Source organism: Stenotrophomonas muris (assembly GCF_052751275.1).
This window is the reverse complement of sequence record NZ_CP199879.1, coordinates 440,617-459,939: the sequence shown is the minus strand read 5'-3', so window position 1 is coordinate 459,939 and position 19,323 is coordinate 440,617. Positions and strand designations below refer to the sequence as shown.

The following is a 19,323-nucleotide window of genomic DNA, read 5'->3' as shown; positions in this document are numbered from 1 at the left end:
GCATCGGTAAAGAAAACGGCCCGCGCAAGCGGGCCGTTTTCATGGGGCGTGTGGACCAAGGCCCACACCCACAAGCATCCGATCACGGGTCCGGCATCTGCCCCAGGCTCAACTGCCACGACACGCCAAAGCGGTCCTGCACCCAGCCGTAGCGATTGCTGAAGTCATAGTCGCCCACCGGCATCAACCAATGGCCGCCCTCACCCAGCACGCGTGCCGCGCGCTCGAACTGCTCGGCACCGGAACACTCGACGAACAGCGAGATCGACGGCGAGAAGGTGAAATCGTGCACGTCCAGGCTGTCGAAGCACAGGTAGTGGGTGCCACCGAGCAGGAAGATGGCCTGGCGGACCTGCCCCGGCACGCCGGCGCCGGCCCCCTCGGGATGGCGTTGCAGGGCCAGCAGCCGGAAATCGGCAAAGGCTTCGGCGTACAGGGCCAGCGCGGCCTCGGCCTGGCCGGTGAACATCAGGAAGGGACGGCTGCGCAGCATGCGGTACTCCTGGTCGACGGGCCGATGACGGCCTGCCTGCACAGTGCCACGCGGAGTGTGTGCCTGTTGTAGAGCCGAGCCCATGCTCGGCTGGCGATCGCGCAAACAGCAGCCGACCGCAGGGTCGGCTCTACAGAATCACGCCTGGCGCATGCGCCGCGCGATGGCACTGCTGGCGGCGATCGTGGCGGTCAACGCCACCATCGACAGGAACTGCAGGCGGGTGTGCGACTCACTCAGCAGCAGGCCGAAGATCAGCGCAAGGATCGCCAGTGCACAGCAGGTCAGCCACGGGAAACCGGCCATGCGGAACGGCAGTCGGGTACCCAGACGATCCGCGCGACGACGCAGCACCAGCTGCGAGACCAGCGACAGCGTCCACACCAGCAGGCAGGTGGAACCGACGATGTTCAGCAGCACCGGCAGCACCCGGTCCGGGAACAGCAGTTCCATTACCGTGGCGGCAAAGCCGAACAGCACGCTGGCCAGCACGGCGATCACCGGCACCTGGCGCGGGTCGGTCCAGCCAAGCACGGCCGGCGCTTCGCGACGCTGCGCCAGCGAATACATCATGCGCGAGGCGCCGTAGAGGTTGGCATTGAGCGCCGACAGCAGCGCGATCACGGCGATCAGCGTGATGGCGGTACCAGCGCCCGGGATGCGGGCGATGTCCAGCACGGCGGCGAACGGCGACTTCAGCGCCTCGCTGGTCCACGGCACCACGGCGATGATCACGCTCAGCGAGCCGATGTAGAACACCAGGATGCGCCAGGCCACGGTGCGGATGGCACGGGCAATGCTGCGCTCGGGGTCTTCGGTTTCGGCCGCCGCCACGGCCACGATCTCGGTGCCGCCGAAGGCGAACACCACCACCAGCAGCGCCGCGCCGATCCCGGCCAGGCCCTTCGGCGCAAAACCACCGTGTTCGGTGAAGTTGCTCAGGCCCGGGGAGGTCACCTGCGGCAGCCATCCCATCAGCAGCGCCACGCCAATGGCGATGAAGGCCAGGATCGCCGCGACCTTGAGGATGGCGAACCAGAATTCGAACTCGCCGAAGCTCTTCACTCCGAGCAGGTTGATCGCGGTGAAGAACAGCATGAACGCCAACGCCGCCATCGGTACCGGTATCGCCGGCCAGACCGTGGCCAGCAGCCCGGCCGCACCCACTGCTTCGGCGGCGATCACGATCACCAGCTGCACCCACCACAGCCAGCCCACGGTGGCACCGGCGGTAGCGCCCATGGCGTCGGCTGCATACACCGAGAACGCGCCGCTGGTCGGTTTGGCCGCCGCCATCTCGCCCAGAGCGTTCATCACGATGATCACCAGCGCTCCGGCGACCAGATACGACACCAGGACCGCCGGACCGGCCGCCTGCACACCCACGCCCGAGCCGAGGAACAGCCCGGCGCCGATGGCGCTGCCCAGGCCCATCATGATCAGCTGGCGGGGCTTGAGCGAATGTCCGAGGCGGGACGGCGAAGCGGTCGGAATCGAGTTGGGCATCGGCGGGGCTGGCGGCGGGCTACAGGGGCGACACCTTACCCTGTCCCGTGCCCACGGGGATAGGCACAGCGCAGCAGGCCGCTCAGGCCAGCGCCGGCTCGCCGACGTTCCCACCGATACGGGCACGATAGGCACGCGGCGAGAAACCGGTTTCAGCCTTGAACTTGCGGGTGAAGGCACTCTGGTCGCTGAAACCGCAGGCCTGGCCGATGCAGGCGATGCTGTCGTCGCCATGCAGCAGATGCATGGCCATCTGGATCCGCAGCCGGGTCAGCACCTGCTGCGGGGTCATCTGGAACACCTTGCGGAAGCTGCGCTCCAGCTTGGACAGCGAAAAGCCGGTGATGTCCAGCAGGGTCTGCATGCGCACGTTCTCGGCGTAGTGCGCGTTGAGGTGGGCCAGCGCCAGCCGCAGCTGCTCGTACTGGGTGCCGAGGCTGTCCTTCTGGCCAAGGTCGCGGGAAATGCCGATCAGGCCCTCGATGGCCCCGTCGACCACCAGCGGGCGCTTGCAGGTCAGGCACCAGCCCGGTTCGCGGTTGGCGAACAGGTGCAGCTCCATCAGGTTCTCGATCACCTCACCGGACAGCACGCGGGCGTCCTGGTCAACGTAGTCCGCACTGAGGCCGGTCGGGTAGATTTCGGCCGCCGTACGCCCGATCACGTCCTTGCGCGCGCGCAGACCCAGCCGCCGCAGCATGGTCTGGTTGACGTGGGTGTAACGCCCCTGGCGGTCCTTGATGAAGAACAGCACATCCGGGATGGCGTCGAACAGGGCTTCGATGTCGGCGGGCTCGACTCGCATGCGGCAAGCATACCCGAGCCTGCTTTTGCCCGTACGTTCACCTTTGCCGGACCGTGGTTTAACGGGGCTGGTTCCAGTGTCGTGGTTCCTTTTGATGATCCGGAGCCAACGTCCATGGCCGCCAGCAAGCCGACCGGCAAGCGCGCAACCGTCCCTGCCGAAAGCCACCGCCGGGGCGATGGCGATGAACTGCACCAGCAGGCCGGGGGCAGCCATCCGGCAATGACCACCGACCAGGGCATTCCGGTGGCGGACAACCAGAACTCCCTGCGGCAGGGACCTCGGGGGCCCACGCTGCTGGAGGACTTCATCCTGCGCGAGAAGATCACCCACTTCGATCACGAACGCATTCCCGAGCGCATCGTGCACGCACGTGGCAGCGCAGCACACGGCTACTTCGAGCTGACCCGATCACTGGCAGCCCATACCCGCGCGCGCATCCTGACCGAGGTCGGCGTGAAGACGCCGGTATTCACCCGCTTCTCGACCGTGGCCGGTGGCGCAGGCTCGGTGGATACCCCGCGCGACGTGCGCGGCTTTGCGGTCAAGTTCTACACCAAGGAGGGCAACTGGGATCTGGTCGGCAACAACATCCCGGTGTTCTTCATCCAGGACGCGATGAAGTTTCCGGACCTGGTGCACGCAGTGAAGATGGAGCCGGACCGCGCCTTCCCGCAGGCCGCGTCGGCCCATGACACGTTCTGGGACTTCATTTCGCTGATGCCCGAATCGATGCACATGATCATGTGGGCGATGAGCGACCGCGCCATCCCGCGTTCGCTGCGGATGATCGAAGGCTTCGGCGTGCACAGCTTCCGCCTGCTGAACGAGGCTGGCGAGTCGACGTTCGTCAAGTTCCACTGGCGGCCCAAGCTGGGCATTCAGTCCACGGTCTGGGACGAAGCGTTGAAACTGCAATCGGCCGACAATGACTTCCATCGCCGCGACCTGTTCGAGGCCATCCAGCGCGGCGACTTTCCCGAATGGGAGCTGGCGGTGCAGCTGTTCACCGAAGAAGACGCCGACGCATTCCCGTTCGACCACCTGGATCCGACCAAGATCATTCCCGAATCGCTGGTGCCGTTGCAGGTGATCGGGCGCATGGTACTGGACCGCTGGCCCGACAACTTCTTCGCAGAGACCGAGCAGGTGGCGTTCTGCCCGGCCAACGTGCCGCCCGGCATCGACTTCAGCAACGACCCGCTGCTGCAGGGCCGCCTGTTCTCCTACCTGGACACCCAGCTGCTGCGCCTGGGCGGCCCGAACTTCCACCAGATCCCGGTGAATGCACCGAAGTGCCCGTTTGCCAATCATCAGCGCGACGGCCACATGCAGATGCAGGTGCCCAAGGGCCGCGTCGCCTACGATCCCAGCTCGCTGCAGGACGACACCCCGCGCGAGACGCCTGCCGGATTCCGCAGCCATGCCAGCGCCGACGATGGCCGCAAGGGCCGCACCCGCGCGGAGAGTTTCGCCGACCACTACAGCCAGGCCCGGATGTTCTTCCGCAGCCTGGAAAAGCCGGAGCAGGCGCACCTGGCATCGGCGCTGGTGTTCGAGCTGTCCAAGGTGGAAACGCTGAAGGTGCGGGTGCGCACCGTCAGCCACCTGCGCAACATCGATGACGCGCTGGCGCAGCGCGTGGCCGATGGCCTGGCCCTGCCTGCGCTGCCCGACCCGGCCCCAACCGCCACGCCGGTGCGGGACATGCCGCCCGCTCCCGAGGTGCGCGTGATCGGGCGTAACAAGCCCACCCTGCAGGGTCGCTGCATCGGCATCCTGTTCGACGAAGGCTCCGACGCGCGCGTGATTGCCAGCCTGAGCAAGGCCGTCCGGAAGGCAGGTGCAGACGTGAAGCTGGTCGCGCCAAAAGTGGGAGGCGCCACGCTGAGCGATGGCGCATTGCAGGCGGCAGATGGGCAGCTGGCGGGCACCCCGTCAGCCGTGTTCGATGCAGTAGCCGTGGTGCTCAGCCTTGAAGCCGCGAAGGCCTTGTCGAAAGAGAGTGCAGCCGTCGAATTCGTCAGCCAGGCGTGGGCACACCTGAAGGCCATCGCCAGCGACGCGGGCGGCCAGGTGCTGCTGAAGGCGGCGCGCGTCGGCAACGACCCCGGCATCGTCGAAGCAGAAGACGCCAAGGCATTCCTGGCGGCGGCCGCCACCCGCCAGTGGGCGCGCGAGCCCAAGCTGCGCCTGCTGGCCTGACCACAACGACAGGAGAATCGTCATGCCCCGTGGTGACAAATCCGCATACACCGAAAAGCAGAAGCGCCAGGCCGAGCACATCGAGGAAAGCGAACGTGATCGCGGCGCGAGTGAAGGCACCGCCGAGCGCATTGCCTGGGCCACCGTGAACAAGCAGGACGGCGGCGGCAAGCGCGCCGGCAGTGCCCGCAAGGGCGCGAAGAAGGCGACCAGCAAGAAGGCTGCCAAGAAGGCGCCTGCCAGGAAATCGGCCACAAAGAAGGCCGCAACCAAGAGGACGGCGGCGAAGAAGGCACCTGCGAAGAAGGCGGTGGCGAAGAAGGCACCGGCTCGCAAGACCGCGACAAAGAAGGCCGCAAAGAAGACGGCGAAGAAGGCAGCGGTAAAGAAGGCGGGTACGGCCGCCGCGCGGAGCGCCGCCGCGAAGAAGGCAGCCAAGACGCGGGCCGCGAAGAAGACCGTGCGCAAGGCGGCGGCGAAGAAAGCCGCGCGCACGCGTGCACGCGGCTGAGTCTTCGATCAGGAGGGGAGCGCCCTCATCCATGCGGCAACTTCGGCTGCGGCTGCCTCGGCACGGGCCTGCAGCAGTAGATGCGGCCCTTCCAGCGATACGTGCCGGGCATCGGGCAACAAGACCTGCAGCTCGGCCACGCTGGGCGGCCACAACAGGTGGTCCTGTCGTGCATGCAGGCATAACGTCGGCAGCGTGAGCTTCGGCAACTGCGCGCGGACATCGATCTGCAGTGTCGCCGCAGCGCGCTGCCGCAGGATCGCGGTCGGTACCGCAGCGATCGCATGTCGCAGCTCGCGAAGGTTCATGCGTGTCCGCCAATGCCCCAGCAGAAGCCGGGCCAGCAACGCCAGCGGCGGCGGTGGCCATGCAGGGGCAAGCAAGCGTGCGCTCGCCGCTGGCAGCGGCACCGGTCGCCGCGCGAAGGTCGTACTCAGTATCAATCCGCGCAACCCCGGCGGTGAAGCCACCGCCAGTTCAATAGCCAGCGGCCCGGCAAACGATTCAGCCAGCAGCACAAAGGGAGAGATGGGAAGCTGCGGGCGCAGGATCGACGCCAATGTAACGTAGTCCTGTGGCCCGTGCATGGGCAGCGGCAGCACCTGCACGGTAACCCCCTGGTCCTGCATCGCTTCCACGAAGCATGTCGACAGCAGGCCGCTGCCATCCAGCCCGGGCAGCATCACGATCGGGAGCATCACGGCGTTCATCACATTGCTCACTTCTCAGGTCCCTTCGCACGACTCGCTGCCGCGCAGCTTCGCTTATCGGCTCGACCCAGGGAAGTGCACGCCGCTGGTCGCGGCGCTACCCTGATGGCCCCGGACAGACGAGGAAGGCGGCATGCGCAAGCCACGCTGGCTCAGCTGGACCGGCATTGCCCTATGCGCGCTCTATCTCGCGCTGACCACCTGGCTGGTGCTCGATGCCCGGTCCAACAGCGACCCCAAGAGCGCCTACATCCTCATGCAACTGCCGGTGATGCTGCAGACCGCAGCACTCAACGTCATCGGCGTGGGACGCTGGCTTTCCGGAATGACCTGGATCACCGTCTACCTTCTGGTAATTCCTCCCACGCTTGGCGTGCTGTACGTGCTTGGGGCCATGCTCGGCAGCGTCCTGGAGCAATGAGGGCGATCCTCCCTGCTGCCTGAGCGGGCAATGCAAATACGGCCGCTCAAGGCGGCCGTATTCCTGTCACGGGGTCAGCAGCCTGCTCAGGCTGCACGGCGCGGCACGGCCGAAGCCACTGCGCCTTCCACCTTGAATACCGCTACCGACGTGGTCAGCGCATGCGCCTGTTCTTCCAGCGCGCGGCTCGCCGCAGTGGCTTCTTCCACCAGGGCCGCGTTCTGCTGCGTCACCTGGTCCATCTGCACCACCACCTGGTTGACCTGCTCGATGCCGGCGGCCTGTTCCTTGCTGGCCGCTGCGATGTCGCTCATCAGCTGGGTGGTGCGCGAACTGGCCTGGGCGACGCGTGCGATCGCTGCTTCCGATTCAACGGTCACCGCCAGGCCACTCTTCACCTTGGCAGCGGCGTCTTCGATCAGCTCCTTGATTTCCTTGGCGGCGACGCCGGCACGCTGCGCGAGCGTTCGTACTTCGCTGGCGACCACGGCAAAACCACGGCCCTGCTCGCCCGCGCGCGCGGCTTCCACCGCAGCGTTCAGCGCCAGGATGTTGGTCTGGAACGCGATGCCGTCGATAACGGTGGAGATTTCCGAGATGCGTGCCGAGGAATGATCGATCTCACCCATCACCGAGGCCATCTGCGCCATCGCCTGCTCGGTCTCGCGTACGGCGGCACCGGCGGCATGCGCTTCGCTGTCGGCCTGACGCGCCAGCTCGGCGTTCTGGCGCACGGTGGAGGTCAGCTCCTCCATCGACGCGGCAGCTTCCTCCAGGTTGGCCGCCTGCTGCTCCGTGCGGCGCGACAGGTCGTTGTTGCCGGCGGCCAGTTCCTGGGCCGCGTTGTTGATGCTGTCGGCAGCCACCTGGATGCCCCGCACAATGCCCGTCAGCTGCGCGGTGGTGGTATTGGCGTCGTCGCGCATGCGTGCGAACACGCCGTCGTACTCACCGTCCATGCGTGCGGTCAGGTCACCGTGCGAGATCGCGCGCAGCACGTCGGAAACATCGGCAATGCTGGCCTGCGAACTGGCCATCATGCCGTTGAGGTGTTCGACCATCGCCTTGAACTGATACTGGAACGCAGCAGCATCGCCACGCATGCTGAAGTCGCCGGCGCGAGCCGCACGGGCCAGTTCATCGATCTGCGCGTTGATCGCCATCAGGCTCTGCTTTACCGCGGCCAGAGTGCGGGTCAGCGTGCCCTTCTCGCCCGGGTAGTCCGGCAGGTCACGGCTGAGGTCGCCGATCGCGTAACGCTGCATCACTTCGGCCATCAGCAGCTCCACCTGCACGTGCGATTCGACCAGGCTGTTGGTGGCCTGCACCATGCGGCCGAAATCACCGGGGAAGGCACTGTCGTCCATGCGATAGCGGATCGCACCCGCTTCGTGCTGCTCAGCCATCTGCAGCTGCGCGCCGATCGCCGCCTGCACGCTCTGCCGCACGCTGGCCATGGCCTCGCCCAGCTGGGTCAGCTCATCCCGGCCACCGAGGCGGAACTCCTGGTCCAGCTGGCCCTTGGACAGCCGCTCGGCCAGGTTCACCGCGCGCGCCAGCGGGCCGGTCAGGCTGCGGCCAATCATCACCGAAGCGCCGATGCCGGCAAGCAGCGCGACGCCGCCCAGCACCAGCAGCTGCAGCAGGCTGCGTTCGCCCAGGCGGATCGCTTCGGCGGCAGCCTCACGGCTTTCCTTCTCCTCGAAGTCCACGCCATCGGACAGCGCCTTGTTCCAGCCGTTGGCCGCTTCCTGCACCGGGCCCAGGGTCAGCGCCACGGCGCCAGGGTAATCACCCTGCTCCATCAGTTCGCTGGTCTGCTTGTTGAGCGGGCGCGCAACGGCACGCTTGGCCGCGATGGTTTCCGCGATGGTCTTGCCCTGGGCATCGCTGGGCAGCGCCTGGTAGGCGGTCCAGCTGGCCTCATAGCGCTTGACCAGGTCGGCGATGCGCTTCTCGTCGCTGCCGCGGTCTTCGCCCTGACGGATCAGCATTTCGCGGCGCACGACCATCATCTGGTTGTTGGCATCGAGCATCTGCGACAGCAGGCGCACCTTGGCCACGCTGACGTCGACCACCTGCTGCATCGCGCGCTTCTGCACGACACTGGCAGTGGCGCCGGTGGCCACCACGGCGGCGACCAGCAGCAGCAACAGGCCAAAGCCCAGCCCAAGACGCCAAGCAACCCTGACGTTCCTCAAGTAGTTCATGGGGGTATCCAATACGGGGGGATGTGGCCTTATCGGCGGCCTCATGCTGGGTCTTGACCCGTAAATTCTGAACGCTTCGGGCGCGATTCACATTTGCATCGCCATTGCCAGCAACGAATGCGCAGCATCTCCGTAGGCGGTCTGATCCACGCAGTTGTTGCCGTTATGCTGGGCCACCGCTGATCTGCAAGATGCCAGACCTCGGCCACCCTCGCCATCGTACAAGGACGACCATGAGGCATTATCTCAGTGCACTTCCGCTCCTGCTTGCCTGCATGACAAGCCCACAGTCCGCGCACGCCCAGGACGCATACACCGGAAGCAACTTCAAGTTCCTCTACGCGTACAACATCATCGGCAATGCTGACCCCGCAGTCCGCTCCCAGCTGACCGAGCTGCACAATGCCGGCGCGAATGTGATTCCCGTGACAGGATGGAATACGGGTGAACTCAGCTCCCGTTTGCAGGCGCTGCGGCAGGACCCGCTGTTATCCAGATTCAAAGTGCTGCTCCAGTTCAACGGACCCGTTCACGACGCCTGGTACGCAGATCCCGGCAGTGCCTGCTCTCCTGGCAACGAGCGTCTACCAGACTGGCTTCAACAGGAGCTTGACGCTGTTGCTGCACTTGCCCTGCAGAACTCAGACATCGTAGTTGGTTACTACACTTTTGACGAACCAGCTCTGCCACAGACACCACAGAACCTTGGTATCTGCAAGCGCTTCCAGGAACTGGTCTACGAAAGGCTTCGGCAAGCGGATCCCGATGCATCCGCGCGCCCGGTGATCATCGCCAATCTGATGGGCACGTTGAGCGATGTCCAGATCCAGTACGCAATGAGCCCACACGCACAGGATGTCGTCTTCGTTGACCAGTATCAGAACACCGTCAACGAACAGGTCGCTCAGTACCACAAATGGAAACGGCACGGATTGCTGGGAGGTGGAATGGTTCCGGTCCTTCCTGCTTTCAACTACACCAGCTGCAATGACCCCGGACTGCGCACCAGCTTCCGGGTGAAACTCGAAGCTTCATTGCAAGCCGTGTATGGAGCGGACCGCCCTCGCAACCTAGGCAGCGCCTACTTTGCGTTCTGGCCGGGTGCACGCCCTGATTTTCAGTTCGACGGGCAGAACTGCCCTGCCATCTTCAACTCAATGATCGATGACCTCACGCATCAACCGGACCTTCAGGTCACGCGGATCGACACGATTCCAAGCCAGTTCCGGGCAGGGGAGCCAGTCCGTTTCCGGGCAACCATCCGAAATGCCGGCAATGCTCCGTCTCCCATGAATCACCACAGTGTCCTCGTCCATGAGGAGGGACAGTGTTTCGAGGGAGGATGCCAATGGGGAATCTTGACCATCAGTCTGGCCCCTGGTCAACAGGCCACCATAGATCTGAACCAGGGACCCAGCTGGACACCTTCGGCAGGGCTGCATGCGATGACCGTGTTGGCTGATGACGCGGACCGCATCAAGGAACTCGACGAACACAACAACGAGTTGACCCGGGAAATCATGGTGGGGGATCTGCCCGATCTGCAGCCATACCTGATCGAAACGATTCCAGCCAGTTTCAAGCCAGGCGATGCAGTGACATTCCGCACGGCGGTAACCAACCGCGGATCAATGCCCGCACCTGCGGGTTGGCTCGGAGCGGTCTATCTGGTAAACGGCGCGTGCCCAGCCAGTGGCTGCCCCTGGAGTGGCCTGACAACGGCCTTGGCGCCGGGCGAATCCGTATGGTTGAGCCCCGCAGGCCCCGTTTGGCCAGCTGCGGGTGGCCAGCAACAGATCACCTCCATTGTTGACGACCAAGGGCTGATCCAGGAGTCGAATGAGGGCAACAACCAGCTGGCTCGAATCATCCAGGTCTCGGACAAGCCAGACCTTCGGATCACCAGCGCCCATTCACGGCCGCTGCGTCCGAAATCCGGCGATGCAACCTCGTTCACCGCAACCATCGAGAATGTCGGCTCGGTCGCCGCCAGCGCGCCTTGGATTGGGCTGATGGCCATGAAGAACGGGCAGTGTTTCATTGAAGGTTGCGTATGGGGCGGCCTCCAGAACTACACCCTGGCACCCGGCGCCAGCGTCAATGTCAGGACTTACAACGACGTCTGGCGCCCGACCCCAGGGGTGCACTCCATCCAGCTGCTGGTTGACGATCAGAACACCGTGAGCGAGTCACGGGAGGACAACAACAGCATCGACATCATGGTTACTGTGGATTGAACATCAGGGCAGGCGGCGACGGATCCGTGGTCGCCTGCCCTCGTTGCTTTCCATGTGCAGACGCGGCCCCACAAGGGATGGTCACGTTGGCACCACTCATCCCGGCGTCAGATTCTTTTCACATCAGTCCTGCATTGCGCACAGGCATGGTAGTTCCGTGAATGCCGGAGATGCCCATGCGTGTACCCCATCCTGTACTGTTCGTCCTGTCGCTACTGATATCACCCGCCTTCGCGCAGCCCCCTGCGCCCAACCTGCCCGCCCCCATTGCCGAGAAGGCCGGCCCGGACACCGCAGTGCGCTCCGCACTGCATGCCCAGGTGCTGCTGGATCGCGCGAATTTCTCGCCTGGCCAGATCGATGGCGAAGTGGGCAGCAACCAGCGACGCGCGGTGGCGGGCTTCCAGGCCGCGCATGGGCTGACCGCGACGGGTGAGCTGGACGACGCCACCTGGAAGGCTCTGCAGGCTGATACGGTGGGGCCGCTGGCCAGCTACACGCTGACTGCCGAGGATGTTGCCGGCCCGTTCCAGGCCACACCGAAAGGACCTGCCGCACAGGCCAAACTGAAATCGCTGGGTTTCAGCAGCGTGGAAGAAGCCCTGGGCGAGCGCTTCCACGCCTCGCCGGAGTTGCTGAAGGTGCTCAATCCCGGCGTGGATCTGAGCAAGGCTGGCAGCCGCATCCAAGTGCCCAACATCGCACCAGCGGCATTGCCGAAGGCGGCGAAGATCGTGGTCGACAAATCCGACTCCACCCTGCAGTTGCTGGATGCGCAGGGCAAGCTGATCGCGCAGGTGCCGGTGTCGTCGGGCAGCCAGCACGACCCGTTGCCGATCGGCGAATGGAAGATCCTGGGCGTGTATCGCGACCCGCCGTTCCACTACAACCCGAAGTTGTTCTGGGATGCGCGCAAGGGCGAAAAGAAGGCGACGCTGCCGCCGGGCCCGAACAATCCGGTCGGCCGGGTCTGGATCGACCTGTCCAAGCCACACTACGGCCTGCATGGCACGCCCGAACCCAGCCACGTGGGCAAGACCGAATCGCATGGCTGCGTACGCATGACCAACTGGGATGCGGTGCGTGTGGCCGACGCAGTGGATACCTCGGTACCCGTGGTGATGCAGGAGTGAACCGATGCGTCTTTCGCAGCTGATCGTGCTGGGCGTGCTGCTGGGCGTGGGAGCAGGCTGGTGGCTGCACCACGATGCGGGTGAGCCGGTGGCGGTTTCCCCGCCCGCAGTGCAACCAGCGGTCGCTGCGGTTGCAATGCCGCGCGTAGGCGCTCCGGCTCCCACGGCCTTGTCGCCGTCCAGCGCCACTGATGCACCGTCCGGCCTGCTGCTGCCGGTGCAGGGCATCCTGGCCTCGCAGCTGCGCGATACCTTCACCGATGCACGCAGCGAAGGCCGCGCGCACGATGCCATCGACATCCTGGCCGATGCCGGTACTCCGGTACTCGCGGTGGCTGATGGCACGGTGGAAAAACTGTTCGACAGCGAACGCGGCGGACTGACGATCTACCAGTTCGAGCCCAGCGGACGCTGGTGCTACTACTACGCGCACCTGCAGCGCTATGCCGATGGCCTGGCCGAGAAACAGGCGATCAAGCGCGGGGATGTGATCGGCTACGTCGGCAGCACCGGCAATGCCAGCGCCGAGGCCCCGCACCTGCACTTCGAAGTGCATGTGTTGGGGCCGGAGAAGCAGTGGTGGAAGGGAGAGTCGATCAATCCCTATCCCTTGCTGAAGTCGGCGGCACCGATGCCCGGCGCTGCTGGCGCCGCAACGCCACAGTGAAGACAGTCAACGCAGCCCCCGGAATCAGCAGGAACAGCGCCGCCATCTTCCAGAAAAAGAACGGCCACAGCCAGAGGTAGTCCAGGTCGGTCAGCTTCAGCAGACCCAGCGGCGGCTGCAGCTCGATGTCTGCAGTGCGTCCCGCCAGCGCCGGATCCACCTCCAGCACGGTTACCCGCAGCCATGAGCGGCCGCGTGGCAATGCGTCGCCGCGACCGTAACCAAAGTAGGAGGCCATGAGGCCGCTGGACTCAACCGATACCAGCGCGCGGTCGATGCCCTGCCCGGCCACTCCTCAACGCTTCCCTGCGCGGAAGTCTCCATGATCGGTCGGAGTTTCGATGCGCAGCAGCACTTCAGGGTCAGCCTCTGTACCGTCCGCGGCATAGCGCAGGCGCAGCCGAAGCTGGTCATCGATGAGGCGGTAGACGGTGATCTGGGCGGTTGCGCCAGGGCGCAGCACCAGCGGCACCGTCTGCGTGCGCGAAGCCAGGGCATTGGCGGCTGCACCCAGCACAAGTACCAGGCCGGCCATGCACCACAGGCTCCACGACACCCACAGGGTGACCCGCACTACCGTCCCGCCTTTCACGCTGACATCCTGGTCATCGCGTCGCTTCCCCGCTGGCCTGGCCACACAGTAACGAAAAAGCCCCGCGTGCGCGGGGCTTTTCCTGTCACCAACGCCGGGCATGGCCCGGCGCCACCTCAGGCGAACGGATCCTGCAGGACCATGGTGTGGTCGCGGTCCGGGCCGGTGGAGACGATGCTGATCGGGCAGCCGGCCAGCTCTTCCAGCGAACGCAGGTAGGCGCGTGCGGCCGGCGGCAGGTCGTCCCACTGGGTGATGCCGTGGGTGTTCTCGCTCCAGCCCGGGAACTCCAGATACACCGGGGTGCATTCTTCCCAGCCCTGCGCGTCCAGCGGCGCGTACTCGGTGCGCTTGCCGTTGTATTCGTAGGCGATGCAGACCTTCAGCTTTTCCATGCCATCGAGCACGTCCAGCTTGGTGATGCACAGGCCGCTGATGCCGTTGATGGCCACGGCGCGCTTCAGCGCGACGATGTCCATCCAGCCACAACGACGCGGACGGCCGGTCGACGCACCGTACTCGGCGCCGCGGTCACGAATGCCCTGGCCGACTTCGTCGTCCAGCTCGGTCGGGAACGGGCCACCGCCTACGCGGGTGGCGTAGGCCTTGGCGATGCCCAGCACGTAGTCGATCGAATCAGCGCCGACGCCGGAACCGGCCAGCGCACCACCGACGGTGGTGTTGGAGCTGGTGACGTACGGGTAGGTGCCGTGGTCGATGTCCAGCAGCGCACCCTGCGCACCTTCGAACAGCACGCGCTTACCCTGCTTGCGCAGGTCGTGCAGGATGCCGGCCACGTCGGACTTCATCGGCTGCACGTATTCGCCGAAGGCCAGTGCTTCGTCGAAGGTCTTCTGGAAGTCGACCGCATCGGTGTTCAGATACTTGGTCAGCACGAAGTTGTGGTAATCCAGCGCGGTGCGCAGCAGTTCTTCCAGCTGCTTCGGGTAGTGCAGGTCGGCGATGCGGATGCCGCGACGCGCCACCTTGTCTTCGTAGGCCGGGCCGATGCCGCGGCCGGTGGTGCCGATCGCCTTGCCACCGGCTGCGCGCTCGCGCGCCTGGTCCAGGGCGATGTGGTACGGCATGATCAGCGGCGCGGCCGGGGAGATCTTCAGGCGCGAACGCACTTCCACGCCGGAGGCTTCCAGCTCGGCGATTTCCTTCTGCAGCGCGGCCGGCGAGATCACCACGCCGTTGCCGATCAGGCACAGCGCATCGTCACGCAGGATGCCCGACGGGATCAGGTGCAGGACGGTCTTCTTACCGTTGATGACCAGGGTGTGGCCGGCATTGTGGCCGCCCTGGAAGCGCACGACGGCGCCGATTTCCTCAGTGAGCAGATCGACGATCTTGCCCTTGCCTTCATCGCCCCACTGGGCACCCAACACTACGACAGACTGACCCATGACGGGCTCCTCGGTTTGTTGCGGCCATCGGGGCCGCGGACGGGTAAACCGTGGCGGGGCTGGCCAGCACCTGGAGGGCGGCTCCAAACGGGGAGCGGCCGGCGATGGAGGGCCCAGACACGGAAAAAGCCGAACGGGGAGGCCCGTCCGGCTTTTGTGCATTATCCGGGTTTACGGGGTCCGCTGCCACCTTTCCGACGGACGGCTTCACCGGCCGGTCAGCCGCCCCGCCCGGTCGTGCCGGCCGCTGGCCGGCAATGCCAACCAAGGTTGGCATCTACCAGAGCCTGGCCACGCAGGTGCAGGTCGGTCAGCTGCCCCGCCCGGTCGTGCCGGCGGCTGGCCGGCAATGCCAACCAAGGTTGGCATCTACCAGAGCCGGGCCACGCAGGTGCAGGTCGGTCAGCTGCCCCGCCCGGTCATGCCGGCCGCTGGCCGGCAATGCCAACCAAGGTTGGCATCTACCAGAGCCTGGCCACGCAGGTGCAGGTCGGTCAGCCGCCCCACCCGGTCGTGCCGGCCGCTGGCCGGCAATGCCAACCAAGGTTGGCAGCTACCAGAGCCTGGCCACGCAGGTGCAGGTCGGTCAGCTGCCCCGCCCGGTCGTGCCGGCCGCTGGCCGGCAATGCCAACCAAGGTTGGCATCTACCAGGGCCAGGCCACGCAGGTGCAGGTCGGTCAACTGCCCCACCCGGTCGTGCCGGCCGCTGGCCGGCAATGCCAACCAAGGTTGGCATCTACCAGAGCCTGGCCACGCAGGTGCAGGTCGGTCAGCGGCCCCGCCCGGTCGTGCCGGCCGCTGGCCGGCAACGCCAACCAGGGTTGGCATCTACCAGGGCCAGGCCACGCAGGTGCAGGTCGGTCAGCCGCCCCGCCCGGTCGTGCCGGCCGCTGGCCGGCAATGCCAACCAAGGTTGGCAGCTACCAAGGCCAGGCCACGCCCGTAGACGCAGGCGGCCGCGCCGGGGCGTCTAGTGCCGCACCCACCACAGCAGGCTCAGGCCGGCCAGCAGCACCAGTCCGCCGAAGCTGCGCAGGGCCGGGCTGGGCAGGTCCAGCAGGCGTTCGGCCATGCGCTTCCAGGCGAACGGCGCGACGAACAGGAACAGGCCTTCCAGCACCGCGACCAGGCAGACGGCGGCGAACAGATCTTTCATCGGGAACTCCGGAAAAAGCACGGGGCCCGGCAGTTGGCCGGGCCCCGTGGGGTAATGCCCTGCGAGCTCAGCGGTCGTTCTTCAGGTACTGCAGGAACGGGTCGTTCTTGTCGAGCACGATCACGCCGTTGCCGTCGGTCATGGAGCCGCGGTACGCCTCCAGGCTACGGTAGAACGCGTAGAACGATGGGTCAGCCGAACCGGCCTTGCCGTAGATGCGGGTGGCTTCCGCATCACCTTCACCGCGCAGGCGCTGTGCATCGCGCTCGGCCTCGGCGATCAGCACGGTGCTGTCACGGTCGGCCTGGGCGCGGATGGTCAGCGACTGTTCCTCGCCTTCCGCGCGCAGCTTGGCGGCTTCCTGCTTGCGCTGGGCGCGCATGCGCTCGTACACATCGTTGATCACCTGGCTGTCGGTGGGCAGGTCCACCTGCTTGATGCGCAGGTCGATCATCTGCATGCCCAGGCCGGCCACGGCCTCGTTGATTCCCTTCAACTGCTCGGCGATCAGCTCACTGCGGTCGCCGGACACCAGCTGCTGCAGGGTGCGCGAGTTGATCTGGTTACGCAGCGAATCGGTGATGATCGGCGCCAGGCGGGCGTTGGCCACGCGCGGGTCGCCGCCGGTGGCACGGAAGTAGTCACCCACGTTGGAGATGTAGCCGATGGCGAAGAAGTCGACGCTGACGTCCTTCTGCTCGGCGGTGAAGTAGCGCGCCGGCGCGGTGTCGAGCACCTGGAAGCGGCGGTCGAAGACCTTCACCGTTTCCACCACCGGCACCTTGAAGTGCAGGCCTGGCTTGATGTCCGACCGCACCACCTTGCCCAGGTTCAGCACCATGGCGGTCTGGTCCTCACGGACCACATACACCGAGCCGAGCAGGCCCAGCACCACCGCCACGATCACGGCGATCCAGATAGGACTCTTCATCGGCTGCCCTCCTCACGGCCGCTCGGTCGCCCGGTCGGGCGGCCCACCGGCCGGCCCGGATCACGGGAAGCTTCCACCGCTGCGCCCGGCAGCGACGGCATGACCACGTCCGGGTTTGCCACTGCGGCCGGGGCCGACGTGGTGGGACGGGTGTCGCCGGTCATCGGCACGTAGATCAGCTGGCGGCCATCGCCGCCGATCACCTTGCGGTTCTCGCTCAGCACCTGCTGCACGGTCTCCAGCCACAGGCGCTTGCGGGTCACTTCCGGCGCGTCCTTGTACTGGGCCTGCAACAGGCTGAAGCGCTGCGCGTCACCCTCGGCCTTGGACACCACCGCCTGCTTGTAGCCTTCGGCGGTGGTACGGGCGCGCGAGGCCTGGCCTCGGGCTTCCGGCACGACCTTGGCGGCGTAGGCCTGGGCTTCGTTGATCAGGCGTTCCTTGACCTGCTGGGCACCATTGACCTCGTCGAAGGCCGGCTTCACTTCCTCCGGCGGACGGGCGTCCTGCAGGGTCAGGCCGGTCACGGTCAGGCCGGTCTTGAACGCCTTCAGCAGCGCCTGCAGGCGCTCCTCGGCGGCCACGGCCAGCGGGCCACGGTTGTTCAGCACGGCATTGAGGTCGGCGCGGCCGACTTCCTCGCGCACCGCGCTCTGCGCCGACTGCTCCAGCACCTGGTTGGCATCGACCGTGCCGAACAGGTACTGCTGCGGATCGTCGATGCGGTACTGGACGTTCAGCGAGACGTTGACGATGTTCTCGTCACGGGTCAGGACCGGCACCTGGATCGAGAAGGTCTTGATCTCGGTGGCGTTGACCTTGGTGACCGACTCGATCGGCCACGGCAGCTTGAAGTTCGGGCCGGGCTGCAGGATGCGCGAGAACTGGCCGAAGCGCAGGACCACGCCACGCTGCTGCTCACCGATCAGCTGGAAGCTGGAGAACAGCACCAGCAGCACCACGGCCGCCACCACCCAACGCACGATGCCGCCGTCGAACAGGTCCTTCAGCGGCCCGGGCAGTCCGCCCCAGCCACCACCATTGCCACCGCCGCGCGACCCGAACGGCCCGCGTCGATTGTCCTCGGGGCCTTGTCCGCCCTTGTTGCCGCCGGGTGTATTCCAGGCCATGCACGCTCCATCAAGATGTGGGCTGCGGCGCGGGCCCTTCCCGCGGCGCCAGCCGTGAAACCATTACCGATCATACAAGATGGGGCGGATCGGCAGGATCGAAAGGGCGACGACGGGGTAAGGTGGCGTTTTCCTCGAAGTCAGGCAACGCCGATGGCCCCCACCACCCCGTTCACCGCCTTCCGCATCGAAAACGACGACGCCGGCTATCGCAGCGGCCTGACCCGGCTCGGTGTCGACGACCTCAACCCCGGGCAGGTGCTGATCCGCGCCCACTGGTCCTCGGTCAACTACAAGGATGCCCTGGCCGGCACCGGCAAGGGGAAGATCCTGCGCCGCTTCCCGCTGGTCGGCGGCATCGACGTGGCCGGCACCGTGGTCGCCAGCACCGACCCGGCCTGGCGTGAAGGCGACGCGGTGCTGGCCACCGGCTGCGGCCTCAGCGAGACCCGTGACGGCGGCTACAGCCAGTATGTGCGGCTGGAGTCGCGTGCGGTGATTGCACAGCCGGCCGGGCTGAGCCCGCGCGAGGCGATGGTGCTGGGCACCGCCGGCTTCACGGCGGCGCTGGCGCTGCTGCGCATGCAGGACAACCGCCAGACCCCGGAGCTCGGCCCGCTGGCGGTCACCGGCGCCAGCGGCGGCGTCGGTGCGCTGGCGCTGTCGATCTTCAGCCGTGCCGGCTACACCGTGCACGCGGTCAGTGGCAAGCCGGACCAGACCGACTTCCTGCGCGACATCGGTGCCAGCGAGGTGCTGCCGCGCGAGGCGCTGGCCGACACCGGCCCGCTGCAGTCGGCGCGCTTCGGCGGGGGCCTGGACAATGCCGGCGGCGCCATGCTCGCCAGCCTGCTGGCGCAGACCGTGCCCTACGGCAGCGTGGTCAGCGCCGGCCTGGCGGCCAGCCCGACGCTGGACATGACGGTGATGCCCTTCATCCTGCGCGGTGTGTCGCTGCTCGGCGTGTCTTCGGCCAATGCGCCGCGCCGGCTGCGCGAAGAGGTGTGGTCGCGCCTGGGCGGTGAGTGGAAGCCGCAGCACCTGGACCGCATCTGCACCGCCGAGGTCGGCCTTGATGGCCTCCGGGCAGTGTTCGAGCGGATGCTGGCGGGTGGATCGCTGGGCCGCACGGTGGTGCGGATCGACTGAACGTCGCAGGCAGGCGACGGACGGCAGGTGCCCCCCTCCCGCCGGTAATGAGCCCGC

At 66.2% G+C, this 19,323-nt stretch carries 16 protein-coding genes and 1 pseudogene; 7 read left to right on the top strand and 10 right to left on the bottom strand.

Going from position 1 to position 19,323, the window contains the following annotated elements; translation table 11 throughout:
- Positions 1 to 82 precede the first annotated feature (82 nt).
- The 3 genes from ACUVWL_RS01925 to ACUVWL_RS01915 all read right to left on the bottom strand — a co-directional run bounded on the left by ACUVWL_RS01925 (position 83) and on the right by ACUVWL_RS01915 (position 2,804).
- Positions 83 to 493, bottom strand: a complete 411-nt coding sequence (locus ACUVWL_RS01925; RefSeq protein WP_005418291.1) for a VOC family protein — start codon at positions 491 to 493, stop codon at positions 83 to 85.
- 138 nt (positions 494 to 631) lie between these two features.
- On the bottom strand, positions 632 to 1,999 hold the full coding sequence (locus ACUVWL_RS01920; RefSeq protein WP_126411255.1) for an amino acid permease: 1,368 nt from the start codon (positions 1,997 to 1,999) through the stop codon (positions 632 to 634).
- An 82-nt stretch (positions 2,000 to 2,081) separates the two neighbouring features.
- Positions 2,082 to 2,804, bottom strand: coding sequence for an AraC family transcriptional regulator (locus tag ACUVWL_RS01915; protein WP_014038112.1), 723 nt, complete (start codon positions 2,802 to 2,804; stop codon positions 2,082 to 2,084).
- A gap of 114 nt (positions 2,805 to 2,918) precedes the next feature.
- Here ACUVWL_RS01915 and ACUVWL_RS01910 point away from each other — a divergent pair, with 114 nt between their 5' ends.
- Entirely contained in the window at positions 2,919 to 5,009 is a 2,091-nt protein-coding gene (locus tag ACUVWL_RS01910) for a catalase (RefSeq protein WP_075077158.1), read from the top strand.
- 22 nt (positions 5,010 to 5,031) lie between these two features.
- The gene (locus tag ACUVWL_RS01905) at positions 5,032 to 5,520 is read left to right on the top strand and encodes a hypothetical protein (RefSeq protein ID WP_014648023.1); all 489 of its coding nucleotides are present in this window, start codon (positions 5,032 to 5,034) and stop codon (positions 5,518 to 5,520) included.
- A gap of 8 nt (positions 5,521 to 5,528) precedes the next feature.
- On the opposite strand, the gene ACUVWL_RS01900 is transcribed toward ACUVWL_RS01905, so the two are convergent.
- Complete coding sequence (locus ACUVWL_RS01900; protein WP_032960035.1) at positions 5,529 to 6,230, bottom strand: alpha/beta fold hydrolase; 702 nt, start codon at positions 6,228 to 6,230, stop codon at positions 5,529 to 5,531.
- Between the two features lie 133 nt (positions 6,231 to 6,363).
- Between ACUVWL_RS01900 and ACUVWL_RS01895 the strand changes: the two genes are divergently transcribed.
- Positions 6,364 to 6,651: a hypothetical protein gene (locus ACUVWL_RS01895; protein WP_032960023.1), complete on the top strand. Its 288-nt coding sequence runs from the start codon at positions 6,364 to 6,366 to the stop codon at positions 6,649 to 6,651.
- Between the two features lie 86 nt (positions 6,652 to 6,737).
- Here the strand turns inward: ACUVWL_RS01895 and ACUVWL_RS01890 are convergent, their stop codons facing one another.
- Complete coding sequence (locus tag ACUVWL_RS01890; protein WP_445978777.1) at positions 6,738 to 8,861, bottom strand: methyl-accepting chemotaxis protein; 2,124 nt, start codon at positions 8,859 to 8,861, stop codon at positions 6,738 to 6,740.
- A 233-nt stretch (positions 8,862 to 9,094) separates the two neighbouring features.
- On the opposite strand from ACUVWL_RS01890, the gene ACUVWL_RS01885 reads away from it, so the two are divergent.
- From ACUVWL_RS01885 to ACUVWL_RS01875, 3 genes are all read left to right on the top strand, one after another.
- Positions 9,095 to 11,098 carry a CARDB domain-containing protein gene (locus ACUVWL_RS01885; RefSeq protein WP_445978776.1) on the top strand — a complete coding sequence of 668 codons (2,004 nt, stop codon included), beginning with the start codon at positions 9,095 to 9,097 and terminating at the stop codon, positions 11,096 to 11,098.
- Between the two features lie 170 nt (positions 11,099 to 11,268).
- A complete protein-coding gene (locus tag ACUVWL_RS01880) occupies positions 11,269 to 12,231 on the top strand; it encodes a L,D-transpeptidase family protein (RefSeq protein WP_445978775.1) in 963 nt (320 codons plus the stop codon).
- Between the two features lie 4 nt (positions 12,232 to 12,235).
- Positions 12,236 to 12,898: a M23 family metallopeptidase gene (locus tag ACUVWL_RS01875; protein WP_445978774.1), complete on the top strand. Its 663-nt coding sequence runs from the start codon at positions 12,236 to 12,238 to the stop codon at positions 12,896 to 12,898.
- Here the strand turns inward: ACUVWL_RS01875 and ACUVWL_RS01870 are convergent.
- The 5 genes and pseudogenes from ACUVWL_RS01870 to hflK form a co-directional block, all read right to left on the bottom strand.
- Positions 12,828 to 13,490: pseudogene (locus ACUVWL_RS01870) on the bottom strand (hypothetical protein). The gene ACUVWL_RS01875 and the pseudogene ACUVWL_RS01870 sit on opposite strands and share 71 nt — an antisense overlap.
- Positions 13,491 to 13,606: 116 nt before the next feature.
- Positions 13,607 to 14,899, bottom strand: coding sequence for an adenylosuccinate synthase (locus ACUVWL_RS01865; RefSeq protein ID WP_014648029.1), 1,293 nt, complete (start codon positions 14,897 to 14,899; stop codon positions 13,607 to 13,609).
- 971 nt (positions 14,900 to 15,870) lie between these two features.
- Positions 15,871 to 16,056, bottom strand: coding sequence for a DUF2065 domain-containing protein (locus ACUVWL_RS01860; RefSeq protein ID WP_005414170.1), 186 nt, complete (start codon positions 16,054 to 16,056; stop codon positions 15,871 to 15,873).
- Positions 16,057 to 16,123: 67 nt separating this feature from the next.
- The gene (gene hflC / locus ACUVWL_RS01855; protein WP_014648031.1) at positions 16,124 to 16,987 is read right to left on the bottom strand and encodes a protease modulator HflC; all 864 of its coding nucleotides are present in this window, start codon (positions 16,985 to 16,987) and stop codon (positions 16,124 to 16,126) included.
- A complete protein-coding gene (gene hflK, locus ACUVWL_RS01850; RefSeq protein WP_005418335.1) occupies positions 16,984 to 18,117 on the bottom strand; it encodes an FtsH protease activity modulator HflK in 1,134 nt (377 codons plus the stop codon). The genes hflC and hflK overlap by 4 nt, the downstream gene beginning before the upstream one ends.
- 153 nt (positions 18,118 to 18,270) lie before the next feature.
- Between hflK and ACUVWL_RS01845 the strand changes: the two genes are divergently transcribed.
- A complete protein-coding gene (locus ACUVWL_RS01845; protein WP_053495211.1) occupies positions 18,271 to 19,266 on the top strand; it encodes a YhdH/YhfP family quinone oxidoreductase in 996 nt (331 codons plus the stop codon).
- The last annotated feature ends 57 nt before the right edge of the window (positions 19,267 to 19,323 follow it).